Raw genomic sequence first — 14,692 nt, 5'->3', positions numbered from 1 at the left:
TTCTGACGATCAACAGGCGGGTGATCTCCCCCCTCGAGGGGGAGATGTCGCCGAAGGCGACAGAGGGGGTCGCCGCGCATGGAGCGCCAGCCTCCATCTGCACCAGGAGGCCGAGCCCGGTCGGACCGCCCCCTCTGGCCGCTTCGCGGCCATCTCCCCCTCGAGGGGGAGATTTGCTCCGTCGCCGAGCTTCAAGCCGCCTGCGGCTCTGGCTCGAAAGCTGGCTTGCTGGTGTTGATCAGCAGCGAGATACAGGCGGCGGCGATTGCCGTCATGCCGGCGATCAGGAACGCCAGTTCGTAATTGCCCTGCAACTCGCGCATGGTGCCGCCGAAGGCGGCGGCTGTCGCCGCACCGATCTGGTGTCCGGCGACGATCCAGCCGAACACGATCGGCCCGCTGCGGTCGCCGAACGCCTCATTGGCGAGCCGCAGCGTCGGCGGCACGGTGGCGATCCAGTCGAGGCCGTAGAGCACGGCGAAGATGATCAGGCTGGTCGCCGAGAAGCCGGAATAGGGCAGGTAGATCAGCGACAGGCCGCGAATGCCGTAATAGACGCCGAGCAGCTTGCGCGGGTCGTAGCGGTCGGTGAGCCAGCCGGACAGTGTCGTGCCGATCAGGTCGAAGATACCCATCATCGACAGCAGGCCGGCGGCCTGCACCTCGCCGATGCCCATGTCGCCACAGAACGCGATCAGATGCGTGCCGACCAGCCCGTTGGTGGTGAAGCCGCAGACGAAGAAGGTGGCGAACAGATACCAGAAGACGCGGGTGCCGGCGGCGCGGCGCAGGGTGTTCAGCGTGTGCGCCAGAAAATTGCCCTGTGACGCAGGCGGAGTGGGCGGCACGTCGTCAGCCTCGGCGCCGTAGCGCACCATGCCGATCGATGCCGGCCGCTCCGGCACCAGCAGCCAGACCAGCGGTATCAGGGCAGCGGTCGCGATCGCGACCGCGATGACAACCGGCTGCCAGCCGCCCGACTGCGCCAGAGCGGCGATCAGCGGCAGGAACACCAGCATGCCCGAGGCGCTGGAAGCCGACATCAATCCCATGACAAGGCCGCGATTGGTCTTGAACCAGCGGTTGACGATGGTCGCGCCGAGCACGCTGGCGACAGCGCCGGAACCAATGCCCGAGAACACGCCCCAAGTGATGAACAAATGCCACGGCTTGGTCATCAGCAAGCTGAGCGCCGTGGAGCCCGACATCACCACCAGCGAGGCCAGCAATGTGCGGCGCAGCCCGATGCGCTCCATCAGGGCCGCGGCAAATGGCCCCGTCAGGCCGTAAAGCAGGATGCCGACACCTGCGGCCAGCGAGATGATGTCGCGCCGCCAGCCGAAACTGGTCTCCAGCGGCAGCATCATGACAGAGGGAGCGGACCGCAGACCGGCCGCGACCAGCAGGCTAAGGAAGATGACGCCGACCACGACGAAAGCGTAGCGCTGGCCAAATGGGCGGGATTGAGCTATCATGTTACTGACCGGTACGTTGCAGGTGGAGTATGTATACGTACCGATCGGTAACATTGTCAATCGAGCCACACGATGCCAACGGACAAAAATATTGATCTGACCATCAGCGACGGTCATGCGTCGGCGCCGCCGAAAGCAGCCAAGAAGATCCTCGATGTGGCGTATGACCTGTTCTACCGGCGCGGTATCAGGGCGATAGGCGTCGACGAGATCGTCAAACGTGCCGGCGTCACCAAGCCCAGCCTCTATCGCAGCTTTCCGTCCAAGGATGAACTGGCCGCCTCCTATCTCAGGCAGTACGATCTTGAATATTGGGGGCGTTTCGACGAGGCGGTCGCCGCTCATCCCGGCGACCCGCGCGCACAGATCAAGGCTTTCCTGACCCGCATCGGCAAACGCACGCAAGTGGCGGATTATCGCGGCTGCGGCATGACCAACGCGGCGGTCGAATATCCCGACCACAGCCATCCGGCCCGCGTGGTCAGCGAGGCCAACAAGCAGGAACTGCGCCGCCGGCTGCGCGCCATGGCGGCCGCGATGGGCGCGCAAGACCCTGACACGCTCGGCGACGGCCTGCTGCTGCTGATCGAGGGCGCCTATATCAGCGGCCAGCTGTTCGGGCTCGGCGGTCCGGCGCAAGCGGTCGCCCGCAACGCCGACCTGCTGATTGAAGCGAGCTTGAAGAAATAGCGTTTGACGCTACGCTGCGGCGGCTTGCAACGGAGATTGACCGCCATGCGTGCCATTCTGATCCCGCTTGTTCTGGTCGGTCTCGGTCAGGTGGCGCAAGCCGACGGCATGTCCAGCGCCTACACCGATCTGGATTCGAAAACGGACTGCGTGACCTACGCGCAGGCAGAAGAAGGCGACGGCGACTGGGCCGAACTCGCCTGTTCGGGCTATCGCGGCTATCCCGTACTGATCGCCTATGACGACGCGCGTGAATCGCTGTTCTACGGCTTTCCGCCCGGCGGCGACATGACGACGGTCTGGGAAAGCTTTTCCGGCTTCAATTCGTCCGGAGCCAAGATCGAATGGCGCATCGAAACCAAGGGCGACACGGCAGTGCCCTATGCCGCCATCCATCGCCGCTCGATCAGCAATCCCGAGGACGAGAAAAAGCCGACCGAGGTGCTGCTCGTCGCCAAGGTCGGCCAGATGGACGCCCGCGACGGCTGCACCGTCGGCCTGGTGCTGGCCACGGGCAATCCCACCGCCAACGATCAGGCGCGCAAGCTTGCCGACGACAAGGCGCGGACCTTCGCCTGTGGCAAGGACAGGCGCACTGTCATCGGCAACGTGCCGGCTTTCGGCCGGGTGGATAACTAGATCAGTTGCTTAGCACGGAACTTCTGCCACATGCAGGTCGCACACGTTGGGATTGGCCGAAACGCCTTTGACTTCGTCATCCACGGGCAGCAAGGAGCGTAGCGACGCAGCGCAGACCCGAGGATCCATGCCGCGACACCAACAACACCACAACGGTGCAGAATTCTGCTTAGCCGCGCACTTCACCGAGCGTCACGGCATGGATACCAGGGTCTCCGCGACGCCGCTTCGCGGCTGCTCCGCCCTGGTATGACGAAGTCGAGGGGCCTCGCGAAGCCTAGGCCCTGCGGGGTTGATGCTCCGCAGAGCCTGAGCCCAGCTACTTGCTCGCCTTGGCCCGCTCGATCGCCTCGACGATCATCTTCTTGGCATATTTGGAATCGTGCCAGCCTTCGATCTTGACCCATTTGCCGGGCTCGAGATCCTTGTAGTGCTCGAAGAAGTGCTGCACCTGCTGGCGCGTGATGTCGGGCAGCTGGGTGTATTCGGTAACGTTCTCGTAGCGCAGCGTCAGTTTCGGCGACGGCACGGCGATGATCTTCTCATCCTGGCCGGCATTGTCTTCCATGATCAGCACGCCGATAGGCCTGACGTTGATGACGCAGCCCGGCACCAGGGCGCGCGTGTTGCAGACCAGCACGTCGATCGGATCGCCGTCGCCCGACAGCGTGTGCGGCACGAAGCCGTAATTGCCGGGGTAGCGCATCGAGGTGTGCAGGAAGCGGTCGACGAACAGCGTGCCGGCTTCCTTGTCCATCTCATACTTGATCGGCTCGCCGCCGATCGGCACCTCGATGATGACGTTGACGTCCTCAGGCGGATTCTTTCCGCTGGCTATGGCTTCGATGCGCATGGCTTAAATCCCTCTCTCGATGGACGATCGATAGCGGGCGGCGCGTCATGGTGCAATGCGGCGAATGGTGCTGGCTGAAATCGGGAGACGCAATGGCCGAAAGGCCGGGCTGTCATTCCCAGACGAAAGCGACCTTCTTGAGCGCCTTCTGCTCGAAGATCTCGACGCCTTCGGCTACATCGCGGCCGCCGGCGCCGGCATAGAAGGCAAGCGCGTTCTGGTTGTCTTCCAGCGCCCACACGACCATGCCTTTCAGCCCATGGTCGGCCAGGCGCGCCCTGGCTGCCGAAAACAGGCGGCTGCCAAGCCCGATGCCCTGATATTCCGGCCGCAGGTACAATTCGTAGATTTCGCCTTGCTGGCGCAGTTCGCGGGCGCGGTTCTTGCCGATCGTCGCATAGCCGGCGATCTTGCCGCCGATCTCGACGACCAGGACGGTGGCGGCGCGGCGAATCGCATTCGCCCACCAGTCGGCGCCTCGACGGTTGATCATCGATGTCAGGGTGCGGTGCGGAATGATGCCGGAATAGGCGCCGCGCCAGGCCTCCAGATGCACCTCGGCGATGGCACTGGCATCGCGCGGGTCGGCTTTCCGGATGTCGATCGTCAGCGTATTCATGATTTGTTAACCATAAACCCGCATCGCCCGATTGCAAGAGTCCCGGCGGCCCGCCGGCTGCTTTCTCACAGGCGGTCACCACCTAAGACAGGGCCCTCGAAGCTTCACTGGAAGGACTCAGATTTCGACCAAATGGTCGTCGAGTTCGTTGCTGTCGCCCACTGTGACCGGGAAATGCTCGGCCAGTACCGCACCCACCTGCTCGATCGCCTTGACGAAGCCGTCGGCAAGCCGGTCGTCGCCGGCATGCGCGGTCAAGTCGCGCACGACACCGTCCCAGACATGCTGGCCGACCTTGGCGTCGATGCCCGAATCGGCGACCACTTCGGCATAGCGCTCGGCGATCGAGACGAAGACCAGCACGCCGGTGCGCGCCGTGGTGCGGTGGACGTTGCGGGCAAGGAACTGCTTGACCGCGTTGGCGTGCGCCGCCTGGTAGCGCAGCCGCCTCGGCACCAGATGGATGCGCAGGCCGGGCAGCGCCCACAACAAGGCCAGCACGCAGGCAAGCGCCAGGAGCTGGGCGAGTACGAAATGCGGCAGCCGGATCGACAGCCACCAGGCCTCCAGACCGTAGCCGACCGCCAGGCTGACGATCAGCATGCACACGGTCGCCATGAAGGCGGCCGGGAAGAAATAGCCGTCGCTGGCATGGGCCACGACGCAGTAGATCTCGCCGTCGGTTTTCTCCTCGGCGCCGCGGATCGCGGTTGCGATGCGCTCATGATCCTGCGGGCTGATTGGTCGTGTTGCCATGATATGTCTCACCAGCTTCCTGAAGAACCGCCACCACCCGATGAGCCGCCGCCACCGGAAAACCCGCCACCGCCGCTTGATCCCGAAGACCAACCACCACCGGAGCTCCCCGACGACCAGCCGCCCGAAGACGAACCCGTTGTCCAGCCGCTGCTGCCCGAGTACCCGCTCGGCCCACGGCCGTAACGAAACGTCATGCCCAGCCATCTGTACACGCCCGGCGACAGCTTCGTGCCGAACATCGGCGGCAGGAACGCCATCGCCAACCCGCCGAAAAACATCGTCGCCCACAGGATCAGGAACACGGCAACGATCGGATCGATGGACGTGCCGTCATCGGCGGGATTGCGCTTGCCTCGCGCTTCCAGTTCTTCGGGATTGCCCTCCAGGACCATGACCATGTCATCGACGGCTTTGCTGATACCGCCGGAGAAGTCCCCGGCGCGGAAGGCCGGCGCCATGTCGTTTTCGATGATCAACTTGGTGTGCAGGTCGGTCAGCGTACCTTCCAGCCCATAACCGACCTCGATGCGCATCTTGCGGTCGTTCGGGGCAACCAGCAGGAGCACGCCATTGTTCTCGCCCGCCTGGCCAAGTTTCCAGAAGCGGAACAGGCGGTTGGCGTAGGGCTCGATCTCCTCGCCATCAAGGTTGGGGATCGTCGCGACGACGATCTGATCGGAACCTTTTGTCTCGAAGTCGGCGAGTTTTTGGGTCAGCGCCGCCCTGGTCGCGGCATCGATGATGCCGGCATTGTCGACGACACGGCCGGTCAGCGCCGGCAGGTCGGCCGCGTAGGCCATGACGCAGGAGAACAGCACGACCGCGGCAATCAGGACGGCCGAGGCGAGGCGGTCGTGTTTCGACAGGCTGATGCTGGGTATCGTCATGCCATCACCAGCTTCCCGACGAGCCGCCGCCGCCGGACGAACCGCCGCCGCCGGAAAAGCCTCCACCGCTGCTTGACCCCGAAGACCAGCCGCCGCTGGAACTTCCCGACGACCAGCCACCACGGGAGGATCGCCGGCTTGGCTCGAAGGTCATGCCGAGCCAGCGGTAGCGGCCAGGACCGAGCTTCTGGCCGAAGATCGGCGGCAAGATGGAGACAGCAAGACTGCCGACCATAATGGTTATCCATATGCCGATGAACACGGTGAAGAACAGGTCGTCGGACTCGAAAGGCGCCTCCTGGTTGCGCTCGCCGCGCGCCTCCAGCTCCTCCGGATTTCCTTCCAGCACCATGATCATGTCGTCTACGGCTTTGCTGATACCGCCGGAGAAATCGCCGGCACGGAAGGCCGGCACCATGTCGCTTTCGATGATGAGCTTGGTATGCAGGTCGGTCAGCGTACCTTCCAGCCCATAACCGACCTCGATGCGCATCTTGCGGTCGTTCAGGGCGACCAGCAGGAGCACGCCGTTGTTTTCCTTCGCCTGGCCGAGTTTCCAGAAGCGGAACAGCCGGTTGGCGTAGGGCTCGATCTCCTCGCCGTCGAGGCTGGGGATCGTCGCGACGACGATCTGGTCGGAGCCTTTTGTCTCGAAGTCGGCGAGCTTCCGCGTCAGCGCCGCCTTGGTCGCGGCATCGAGGATGCCGGCATTGTCGACGACACGGCCGGTCAGGACGGGGAGATCGGCGGCGATGGCGAGTGGCAGGAAGAGGAAGCTGAGAATGACAGCCAAGAATGTCAGGCTGGCGTTTCTTGGCACCCCCCTCTGTCCTGCCGGACATCTCCCCCGCAAGGGGGGAGATTGGCTGTCTTCACTGACGGCTCTTTTCCTGTGATGTTGAAAATTGGCCAATCCGCCAAAGCAGCCGATCTCCCCCCTTGCGGGGGAGATGTCCGGCAGGACAGAGGGGGGTGTGAAGGAACACAAGGTCGACAATGACCAAGCTCACCATGCGTCCTTCACCCGCCCTGCTTCGTGCCGAAATCGACCTTCGGCGGCTGCATCTTGTCTTCGGCGACGGTGAAATTGGCAAAGGGCTCGTTGCCGCGGAACCAGAAGGTCGCCCACAGCACCGAGGGAAAGGTCCTCAGCGTCAGATTGTAGTCCCTGACCGCCTGGATGTAGTCGCGCCGCGACACCGCGATGCGGTTCTCGGTGCCTTCGAGCTGGGCTTGCAGCGCCAGGAAATTCTGATTGGCCTTGAGGTCGGGATAGGCCTCCGAGACCGCGATCAGCCGCGACAGCGCGCTGGTCAGCCCCGCCTGGGCATCCTGAAACTTCTTGAGGGCTTCGGGATCCTTCAGCGTTTCCGGTGTTACCGTGATCTGCGTTGCCTTGGCGCGTGCCTCGACCACCGCGTCGAGCGTATCCTTTTCGTGCGAGGCATAACCCTTCACCGTCTCGACCAGGTTGGGGATGAGGTCGGCGCGGCGCTGATACTGGTTCAGCACCTCGCTCCATGCCGCCCTGGCGTTTTCTTCCGCTGTGGGGATGGTGTTGTAGCCGCAGCCGGCAAGCAGCGGCAGCACGATCGCCATCATCAGGAAGGCGGGCAGCGTGCGGAACGTGGACGGCGAGGCAAGGCGCTGGGCAAACATGATGGGGTCCCTCGGTAGAAGTTGCACGCGAAGCATTACCACAATCAGCGCGCAAGAAAACCGCCCGGGCCGGCAGCCCTCGCCTGGCATGCCCAATGCCGCTGCAAGGCTCTGTGATTGGCCGTACGAACGCGATAAGGTCCTGCAAAACGGGACATCATCATGGCGGAGCACCAGGACAGCGAGAAGGAATCGCGCCGTATCCTCGAGCGCATCGCGCACGAGACGGATCCGGCCGGCGACTCGTTTGCGGGGCGGGCCGCGAAAGGCATGCACGATCACGCTACCGCGGCCGATGCCGATCGCGCCGATCCGATCGAAGTCTGGGGCACCCGCTTTGGCCGCACGCTGGGCCTGCTGCTGGCGCTGGGCCTGATGGTCTGGCTCGTGCTTTACGTCATCCGGGGCAGTTAGGAATCAAACGACAATGAGCGCCGAACAAACCGACGCGCCGCGTGCGGTCATCGTCATTTCCAGCCATGTCGCGCGCGGCTCGGTCGGCAACCGTGCCGCCGTCTTTGCGCTGGAGACCCTGGGTTTCCCGGTCTGGGCGGTGCCGACCGTCATCCTGCCCTGGCATCCCGGCCATGGCCGGGCAACGCGCATCGTGCCGCCGCTCGACCAATTCAAGGCGCTGATGGCCGATCTCGAGCGGGCGCCATGGCTGGGTGAAGTCGGCGCCGTGTTGTCCGGCTATCTCGGCGAGGCCGGCCAGGCTGAGGCCGTCGCCTCGCTGGTCGCCGCGGTCAAGGCAAGGACGCCCGGCGCCGTCTATATCTGCGATCCCGTGATGGGTGATTCGGGCGGCCTCTATGTGCCCGAGCCAACCGCCATAGCCATGCGCGACCGGCTGATGCCGATCGCCGACATAGCCACCCCCAACCGCTACGAACTGGAATGGATGGCCGGCGCCGCGTTGCCCGACCTGAAATCGGCGATCGCGGCAGCGCTCCACGCCGGACCATTGACCATGCTGGTCACCTCTGCGCCGTCCATGATGACGGGCGGCACCGGCAATCTCCTGCTCGATAGCAGCCAGGCGCTGCTCGCCGAACATCGCCTGATCGACAAGCCGCCGAATGGCCTGGGCGATCTGACGGCGGCCGTCTATCTGGCACGTATCCTGTCCGGCCAGCCGCCGATCAAGGCGCTGCAATCGACGACGGCGGCGGTCTACGAGATCCTGGCGCGCACCGCCAAGCGCGGCGGCGACGAACTGCAGCTCGAAACCGATGCGCAGAGCCTGTCGCATCCGATGGCGATGGTCCAGCTTCGCCACCTCACGCATCCGGGGCGGGGCCGCCGGGCGTGACGTCGACTGAGGCCGTGCTTGTCGGCGTCGACGGCTGCAAGGCCGGCTGGATCGCCGTCCGGCGCGCTTCTGGCATGGCACCGTCGGTCGGTGTCTTTGCAACCTTCACCGCCCTGCTCGCATCGCTTCCCACAGATACTGTCATCGCTGTCGACATGCCGATCGGCCTGCCCGAGTTTTCGGGCAAGGGCGGTCGCGGCCCCGAAGCGCTGGTGCGGCCGCTGCTCGGGGCACGCCAATCCAGCGTCTTCTCGATCCCCTCCCGCGCCGCGCTCTATGCCGACACCAACGGCTTCACCACCATCGAAGCCTGGTATGCCGCGCACATCAGGGCAAGCGAGGTGGCCATGACCACATCCGACCCGCCGCGTGGCGTCTCGATCCAGGCCTTCGGCATTTTTGCCAAGATTCGCGAGATCGACGCCCTGCTGATCGCGCGACCCGATTTGCGCGGCCGCGTCTACGAATCACATCCGGAAGTCGCTTTCTGCCGCTTGAACGGCGATCAGGCCATGCAACTGCCGAAGAAGATCAAGGGCAGCATCAATCCGGCCGGCATGACGGAACGCAAGGCTCTGCTTTGCCGGCATGGCTATGAGACGGGCTTTCTCGACCAGCCGCCACCGCGCGGCGCAGCCGCCGATGATTTCCTCGACGCGGCCGCAATGATGCTGATCGCCGGTCGCATCGCCAGCGGTGAGGCACGGCCGCTGCCCGACCCGCCGGGCCGCGACAGCTTTGGCATTCCTGTCGCCATCTGGGCGTAACGCTGTTGGCCAAGGTTGCGCTCGATGCATGGCATTTCTAGCCAGCCCTCATAATTCTGCATTGCTCGCGACCGGCTTTTGCCGCTAGAGCCTCTCTAGACCGCAACGAGCTGCCGCATCCAACCCGGAAAGGCTCCAGACGCCGCCCATGTCCCATCTCCCTGAACATCTTCTCGCCGGCTACCGCAATTTCATGAATGGCCGCTATCTCACAGAGAGCGGGCGCTATCGCGATCTCGCTCGGGAAGGCCAGGCGCCGGAGACGATGATCGTCGCCTGCTGCGATTCTCGTTCGGCGCCCGAGGCGATCTTCGACGCCGGGCCCGGCGAACTCTTCGTGCTGCGCAATGTCGGCAATCTGGTGCCGCCCTATGCTCCCGACGGCGAGTTCCATTCGACCTCGGCGGCGCTTGAATTCGCCGTGCAGAGCCTCAAGGTCAAGAACATCGTCGTCATGGGCCATGGCCGCTGCGGCGGCATCCGTGCAGCGCTCGACACCAATTCAGCGCCGCTTTCGCCGGGCGACTTCATCGGCAAGTGGATGAGCCTGATCGCGCCGGCGGCCGAAACCGTCTCCTCCAGCACCTTCATGACCGCGTCGGAGCGCCAGACCGCGCTGGAGCGCATCTCGATCCGCTATTCCATCGCCAATCTCCGGACCTTTCCCTGCGTCTCGATTCTCGAGGGCAAGGGGCGACTGTCGCTGCATGGGGCCTGGTTCGATATCTCGACCGGCGAACTCTGGACGATGAACAAGGAGACCGGCGATTTCGAACGGCCGGAGCTGGGATGAACACAGCGGCGCGCAAGGTGGTGAACATCCGGTCGATCGTTTTGACGGCGGCCGCGCTGCTGGTAGCGATTGCCGCCCGCGCCGATGATCGTGCCCTCATCAGCCGCTGGTATTCGGCGCTGCTGGTCGCCGACCGCACCGAACTGTCCGACCTGCTCGCCGACGATGTCCACATCAAGCTGGACGACCTCGGCATCGTGCAAAGCAAGCAGGAATTCATCGCTTCGATCGACGAGTGGAAAGGTGCGGTTGCCGGTGCGGCAATCCGGCACAGGGTCGAGAAAAGCGAAGGCGGCGTCACCACGGTGGTCGCCTGCTACGATTTCCCCAACAACGACATGCTGATGCACGAAACCTTCGCGGTAAGCGACAACCGCATCACCGCCAGTTCGCAAGCCACGATCGCCGAGAACTGCGACGGCTTCTGAGGCCGATATCGGCCAAATCCGCATATTGCGGGCCCGCCAGCCGCGCCCTACATCGGGTACCATCCACCTGCCTGCCCTCACCAGCGAAAGACTGTCCATGCCTTCCACGAAAGCCGTCGACCTCGCCGCCCATCCGCTGACCGCGTGGCAAGGGCCGCTCGGCCTGCCCGATTTCACGCGCATTGGTGACGGCGACTTCTCCCCGGTCTTCGACGCGGCGCTGAAGGCGCACGAGGCCGAGATCGAGGCGATCGCCGGCTGCAAGGATGCGCCGACCATCGAGAACACGCTTGCCGCGCTGGAACTCGGCGGCGAAGCGCTCGACCGCGTCTCGTCGATCTTCTGGTGCCGCGCCGGCGCCTACACCAACGAGACGATCCAGGCGCTGGAGCGCGACATCTCGCCGAAAATGTCCAGGCATTTCTCGGCGATTTCGATGAATGAGCGGCTGTTTGCCCGCATCGACGATCTCTACCAGCGCCGCGAGAGCCTGAAGCTCGACGCAGAGACCCTGCGGGTGCTGGAAAAGACCTGGAAGGGCTTCGTCCGTTCCGGCGCCAAGCTCGACGCCGACGGCAAGAAACGGCTGGCACGCATCAGCGAGGAATTGTCCTCGCTCGGCACGACTTTCGGCCAGAACGTGCTGGCCGACGAGCGCGACTGGGCGCTGTTTCTCGATGAAGCCGACCTTATCGGTCTGCCGGATTTCGTGAAAAGCTCCATGGCCGAGGCCGCCGAAATGCGTGGCAAGAAGGGCCGCTATGCCGTCACCCTGTCGCGCTCGATCTACGAGCCGTTCTCGACCTTCTCCGAACGCCGCGACCTGCGCGAGATCGCCTTCCGCGCCTTCACCATGCGTGGCCAGAACGGCGGCGCCACCGACAACACGAACGTGGTGCGCGAGATGCTGAAGCTGCGCGCCGAAAAGGCAAAGCTGCTCGGCTACGGCTCCTTCGCCGCGCTGAAGCTCGACGACACCATGGCCAAGACTCCGAAGGCGGTGCACGCGCTGCTCGACCCGGTCTGGGAGAAAGCGCTGGAGAAAGCCGCCGCCGATCAAACCGAGCTGCAGCGGCTGGCCACCGCAGCCGGCAGCAATGAAAAATTCGCCGCATGGGACTGGCGCTTCTACCAGGAGAAACTGCGCGCGGAAAAATTCGCCTTCGATGAGGCCGAGCTGAAACCCTATCTGCAGCTCGACCGGATCATCGATGCCTGCTTCGACGTCGCGACAAGGTTGTTCGGCATCACCTTCGAGGAGAAGAAGGGCATCGCGGCCTGGCATCCCGACGCCCGCGTCTTCGTGGTGAAGAATGCCGACGGCAGCGAGCGCGGCCTGTTCCTGGCCGACTATTTCGCCCGGCCGTCAAAGCGCTCGGGCGCCTGGATGAGCGCGTTGCAATCCGGCTACAGGCTCGGTCGCGGTGCGAGCCCGGTCATCTACAACATCATGAACTTCGCCAAGCCGCCGGTGGGCGAGCCGGCGCTGCTGTCGGTGGACGAGGCAAAAACGCTGTTCCACGAATTCGGTCATGCTCTGCACGGCATGCTGACCGACGTCACCTGGCCCTCGGTTTCGGGCACCTCGGTCAGCCGCGATTTCGTCGAACTGCCCTCGCAGCTCTACGAACATTGGCTGACCGTGCCGGCGGTGCTGGAAAGACACGCGCTGCATGTGAAGACCGGCAAGCCGATGCCCAAGGCGCTGCTCGACAAGATGCTGGCCGCGCGCACGTTTGGCGCCGGCTTTGCAACAGTAGAATTCACCGCCTCCGCCTTGATGGACATGGCCTATCACGCGCGGGCGGACGCGCCTGAAGCGCCGCTTCGTTTCGAAACCGAAACGCTCGAAAAGCTTGGTATGCCGGACACCATAGCCATGCGCCACCGGACCCCGCATTTCGGCCACGTCTTCTCCGGCGAAGGCTATTCGGCCGGCTATTATTCCTACATGTGGTCGGAAGTGCTCGATGCCGACGCTTTCGCCGCCTTCGAGGAGACCGGCGACCCCTTCAACCCGGCGCTCGCCGAGAGGCTGCGCAAGAACATCTACGCCGCCGGTGGTTCGAAGGATCCGGAGGAGCTTTACACGGCGTTTCGCGGCAAGATGCCGTCGCCGGAAGCGATGATGGTCAAGCGCGGGCTGGTATAGCACCGAATAATCTCCCCCCTCGAGGGGGAGATGGCCGCGAAGCGGCCAGAGGGGGTCGGTCCGACCGGGCTCGACCTCCCGCGGCAGAAGAAGGTTGGCGCTTCACGAGAGACGACCCCCTCTGTCGCCTTCGGCGACATCTCCCCCTCAAGGGGGGAGATTACCAGCATCCTTCCAAGGGTCAGCCACCCTTGGCCACACCGGCCGCGTCAGCTTCTTGTAATCGGTCACCGCCGGATTGCTGGGATATGAACTTGGCGCCGAGACATAGATGATCTCGGCGGCGATCGGCTCGAAGCCGGCGTAGAAATGGTTGGTCGACTTGATCAGCAGCACGTCCTTGGCCAGCGGATCGACGCCGATGTTGGAAAAGATATCCGGCTCGAAGGTCTGCGTGCGATTGGTGTTGAGGATGATGTCTACCTCGGTGCCTTCGAGGCGGACCAGCGCCGTCGGCCCGAGCGTCACCCGGCTTGGCCCGAAACTCTGCCAACCCTCCGGAACCGCCTTCAGCACGCGCACGCGCGCATCGATCGGCTCGCCGGCCTGCGGCCCGGCCTTGCCGCCGAAGCGCAGGTTGATGACCGCGCCCTCGCCGGCCGCCAGGCAGAAGGTGACGGCGATCGGATCCCAGATCGTCGCCACGGCGAATTTGTCCAGGCTACGCGCCAGCATCTGGCGCAGCACGAAGGTGCCGTCGCCGGGCACACCGCCGCCGGGATTGTCCCAGATATCGGCGATGACCACCGGCTTGCCCGGATTCTCGGCGCGCACGGCCAGCGCCCGATCGATGCCGTCGGCGGCGCTCAGCATCGTCATCGCCGTCTTCTCGCGCAGCGCGTAGAGCTCCCGCCCCAACCGTTCCGCCAGCGCGTCGCCCTTGGCCTTGTCATTGTCGGTGACGACCAGGATGCGCGTGCCCATCTCGGGCACATCGGCGGCCATGAAGCCATGGATGACGGAGACCGACAGCACGCCGTCCTTGCCGTGCAGCGCCTTGATCCGGTCGACGAAAGAGCGCATCGGCTCGCGGCTGGTCGGCAGGACCTGGATCATGCGGCAATCGAAGGTCGAGATGACCGGCTTGATCTCGCCCCTCGCCGCCGCAAGCCCAAGCTCGACGACGTGTTCGCCGCGCTCATAGAAATCGGTGTGCGGAAATTCGAGGAAGTAGGCGAGGATGTCGGAGGCCGCCACGCGCTTCGGTGTCAGATGGCTGTGCGGATCGAGTTCCACGGCGATCACCACCTCCGGCCCGACCATTGCGCGAACCCGTTCGAGCAGGTCGCCTTCGCAGTCGTCATAGCCTTGCGCCACCATGGCGCCATGCAGGCCGAGGATGACGGCATCGACCGGCAACGCTGCCTTGAGCTGGCCAAGGATCTCGTCGCGCAGCACCTCATAGGTCTGCCGCTGCACCAGCCCGCCCGGCTCCGCCCAGGTGGCGGTGCCCTCGATGACATCGAGGCCTTCGGCTACAGCGCGCCGGCGCAGGACAACCATCGGCGAGGAGCACAGCGTCGGTGTTTCCGGATGTTTGCCGGGCCCGGCATAGAAGGCCATCTCGAACGAGGCCCTATCGGTCGGCACCGGCGAGAAGGTGTTGGTTTCCGTCGCCAGCGAGGCGGTGAAAATACGCATGAAAGCTCCGTCCGTGAA

16 protein-coding genes are annotated in these 14,692 nt (G+C 64.4%); 8 read left to right on the top strand and 8 right to left on the bottom strand.

Going from position 1 to position 14,692, the window contains the following annotated elements:
• Positions 1 to 191: 191 nt before the first annotated feature.
• A complete protein-coding gene (locus tag NKI21_RS04895) occupies positions 192 to 1,475 on the bottom strand; it encodes an MFS transporter (protein ID WP_031213431.1) in 1,284 nt (427 codons plus the stop codon).
• 72 nt (positions 1,476 to 1,547) lie between these two features.
• Between NKI21_RS04895 and NKI21_RS04890 the strand changes: the two genes are divergently transcribed.
• Complete coding sequence (locus NKI21_RS04890) at positions 1,548 to 2,165, top strand: TetR/AcrR family transcriptional regulator (RefSeq protein WP_352864746.1); 618 nt, start codon at positions 1,548 to 1,550, stop codon at positions 2,163 to 2,165.
• A gap of 45 nt (positions 2,166 to 2,210) precedes the next feature.
• Complete coding sequence (locus tag NKI21_RS04885) at positions 2,211 to 2,804, top strand: hypothetical protein (protein ID WP_352864743.1); 594 nt, start codon at positions 2,211 to 2,213, stop codon at positions 2,802 to 2,804.
• A 319-nt stretch (positions 2,805 to 3,123) separates the two neighbouring features.
• Here the strand turns inward: NKI21_RS04885 and ppa are convergent, their stop codons facing one another.
• From ppa to NKI21_RS04855, 6 genes are all read right to left on the bottom strand, one after another.
• Entirely contained in the window at positions 3,124 to 3,657 is a 534-nt protein-coding gene (gene ppa, locus NKI21_RS04880) for an inorganic diphosphatase (protein WP_127294141.1), read from the bottom strand.
• A 112-nt stretch (positions 3,658 to 3,769) separates the two neighbouring features.
• Positions 3,770 to 4,276, bottom strand: a complete 507-nt coding sequence (locus NKI21_RS04875) for a GNAT family N-acetyltransferase (protein ID WP_352442145.1) — start codon at positions 4,274 to 4,276, stop codon at positions 3,770 to 3,772.
• 117 nt (positions 4,277 to 4,393) lie between these two features.
• A complete protein-coding gene (locus tag NKI21_RS04870; RefSeq protein WP_352555499.1) occupies positions 4,394 to 5,032 on the bottom strand; it encodes a TPM domain-containing protein in 639 nt (212 codons plus the stop codon).
• Between the two features lie 8 nt (positions 5,033 to 5,040).
• On the bottom strand, positions 5,041 to 5,922 hold the full coding sequence (locus NKI21_RS04865) for a TPM domain-containing protein (RefSeq protein WP_352772738.1): 882 nt from the start codon (positions 5,920 to 5,922) through the stop codon (positions 5,041 to 5,043).
• A gap of 4 nt (positions 5,923 to 5,926) precedes the next feature.
• Positions 5,927 to 6,742 (bottom strand): TPM domain-containing protein, encoded by an 816-nt coding sequence (locus NKI21_RS04860; RefSeq protein ID WP_352864738.1) that lies wholly within the window; start codon positions 6,740 to 6,742, stop codon positions 5,927 to 5,929.
• A gap of 200 nt (positions 6,743 to 6,942) precedes the next feature.
• Positions 6,943 to 7,581, bottom strand: coding sequence for a LemA family protein (locus tag NKI21_RS04855; protein WP_023811716.1), 639 nt, complete (start codon positions 7,579 to 7,581; stop codon positions 6,943 to 6,945).
• 162 nt (positions 7,582 to 7,743) lie between these two features.
• Between NKI21_RS04855 and NKI21_RS04850 the strand changes: the two genes are divergently transcribed.
• From NKI21_RS04850 to NKI21_RS04825, 6 genes are all read left to right on the top strand, one after another.
• Positions 7,744 to 7,995, top strand: coding sequence for a hypothetical protein (locus tag NKI21_RS04850; RefSeq protein ID WP_352797650.1), 252 nt, complete (start codon positions 7,744 to 7,746; stop codon positions 7,993 to 7,995).
• A gap of 13 nt (positions 7,996 to 8,008) precedes the next feature.
• On the top strand, positions 8,009 to 8,893 hold the full coding sequence (gene pdxY, locus NKI21_RS04845; RefSeq protein ID WP_352797653.1) for a pyridoxal kinase PdxY: 885 nt from the start codon (positions 8,009 to 8,011) through the stop codon (positions 8,891 to 8,893).
• A complete protein-coding gene (locus NKI21_RS04840) occupies positions 8,890 to 9,660 on the top strand; it encodes a DUF429 domain-containing protein (RefSeq protein ID WP_352864735.1) in 771 nt (256 codons plus the stop codon). The genes pdxY and NKI21_RS04840 overlap by 4 nt, the downstream gene beginning before the upstream one ends.
• A 148-nt stretch (positions 9,661 to 9,808) precedes the next feature.
• Positions 9,809 to 10,453, top strand: a complete 645-nt coding sequence (locus NKI21_RS04835) for a carbonic anhydrase (protein ID WP_023811712.1) — start codon at positions 9,809 to 9,811, stop codon at positions 10,451 to 10,453.
• A complete protein-coding gene (locus NKI21_RS04830) occupies positions 10,450 to 10,881 on the top strand; it encodes a nuclear transport factor 2 family protein (protein ID WP_128304090.1) in 432 nt (143 codons plus the stop codon). Before NKI21_RS04835 ends, NKI21_RS04830 begins: the two co-directional genes overlap by 4 nt.
• 97 nt (positions 10,882 to 10,978) lie before the next feature.
• Positions 10,979 to 13,033, top strand: coding sequence for a M3 family metallopeptidase (locus NKI21_RS04825; protein ID WP_352864730.1), 2,055 nt, complete (start codon positions 10,979 to 10,981; stop codon positions 13,031 to 13,033).
• Positions 13,034 to 13,180: 147 nt separating this feature from the next.
• On the opposite strand, the gene NKI21_RS04820 is transcribed toward NKI21_RS04825, so the two are convergent.
• Positions 13,181 to 14,674, bottom strand: coding sequence for a M81 family metallopeptidase (locus NKI21_RS04820; protein ID WP_352442138.1), 1,494 nt, complete (start codon positions 14,672 to 14,674; stop codon positions 13,181 to 13,183).
• Between the last annotated feature and the right edge of the window lie 18 nt (positions 14,675 to 14,692).

The organism is Mesorhizobium sp. M0715, from assembly GCF_040320355.1.
Classification (GTDB): domain Bacteria; phylum Pseudomonadota; class Alphaproteobacteria; order Rhizobiales; family Rhizobiaceae; genus Mesorhizobium.
This window is presented reverse-complemented; position numbering and strand designations above follow the sequence as displayed.

Excerpts from the sequence above, each read along its gene's own strand:
- NKI21_RS04895 (WP_031213431.1), bottom strand. The coding sequence starts at position 1,475 with ATGATAGCTCAATCCCGCCCATTTGGCCAGCGCTACGCTTTCGTCGTG.
- NKI21_RS04890 (WP_352864746.1), top strand. The coding sequence starts at position 1,548 with ATGCCAACGGACAAAAATATTGATCTGACCATCAGCGACGGTCATGCG.
- NKI21_RS04885 (WP_352864743.1), top strand. The coding sequence starts at position 2,211 with ATGCGTGCCATTCTGATCCCGCTTGTTCTGGTCGGTCTCGGTCAGGTG.
- ppa (WP_127294141.1), bottom strand. The coding sequence starts at position 3,657 with ATGCGCATCGAAGCCATAGCCAGCGGAAAGAATCCGCCTGAGGACGTC.
- NKI21_RS04875 (WP_352442145.1), bottom strand. The coding sequence starts at position 4,276 with ATGAATACGCTGACGATCGACATCCGGAAAGCCGACCCGCGCGATGCC.
- NKI21_RS04870 (WP_352555499.1), bottom strand. The coding sequence starts at position 5,032 with ATGGCAACACGACCAATCAGCCCGCAGGATCATGAGCGCATCGCAACC.
- NKI21_RS04865 (WP_352772738.1), bottom strand. The coding sequence starts at position 5,922 with ATGACGATACCCAGCATCAGCCTGTCGAAACACGACCGCCTCGCCTCG.
- NKI21_RS04855 (WP_023811716.1), bottom strand. The coding sequence starts at position 7,581 with ATGTTTGCCCAGCGCCTTGCCTCGCCGTCCACGTTCCGCACGCTGCCC.
- NKI21_RS04850 (WP_352797650.1), top strand. The coding sequence starts at position 7,744 with ATGGCGGAGCACCAGGACAGCGAGAAGGAATCGCGCCGTATCCTCGAG.
- pdxY (WP_352797653.1), top strand. The coding sequence starts at position 8,009 with ATGAGCGCCGAACAAACCGACGCGCCGCGTGCGGTCATCGTCATTTCC.
- NKI21_RS04835 (WP_023811712.1), top strand. The coding sequence starts at position 9,809 with ATGTCCCATCTCCCTGAACATCTTCTCGCCGGCTACCGCAATTTCATG.
- NKI21_RS04830 (WP_128304090.1), top strand. The coding sequence starts at position 10,450 with ATGAACACAGCGGCGCGCAAGGTGGTGAACATCCGGTCGATCGTTTTG.
- NKI21_RS04825 (WP_352864730.1), top strand. The coding sequence starts at position 10,979 with ATGCCTTCCACGAAAGCCGTCGACCTCGCCGCCCATCCGCTGACCGCG.
- NKI21_RS04820 (WP_352442138.1), bottom strand. The coding sequence starts at position 14,674 with ATGCGTATTTTCACCGCCTCGCTGGCGACGGAAACCAACACCTTCTCG.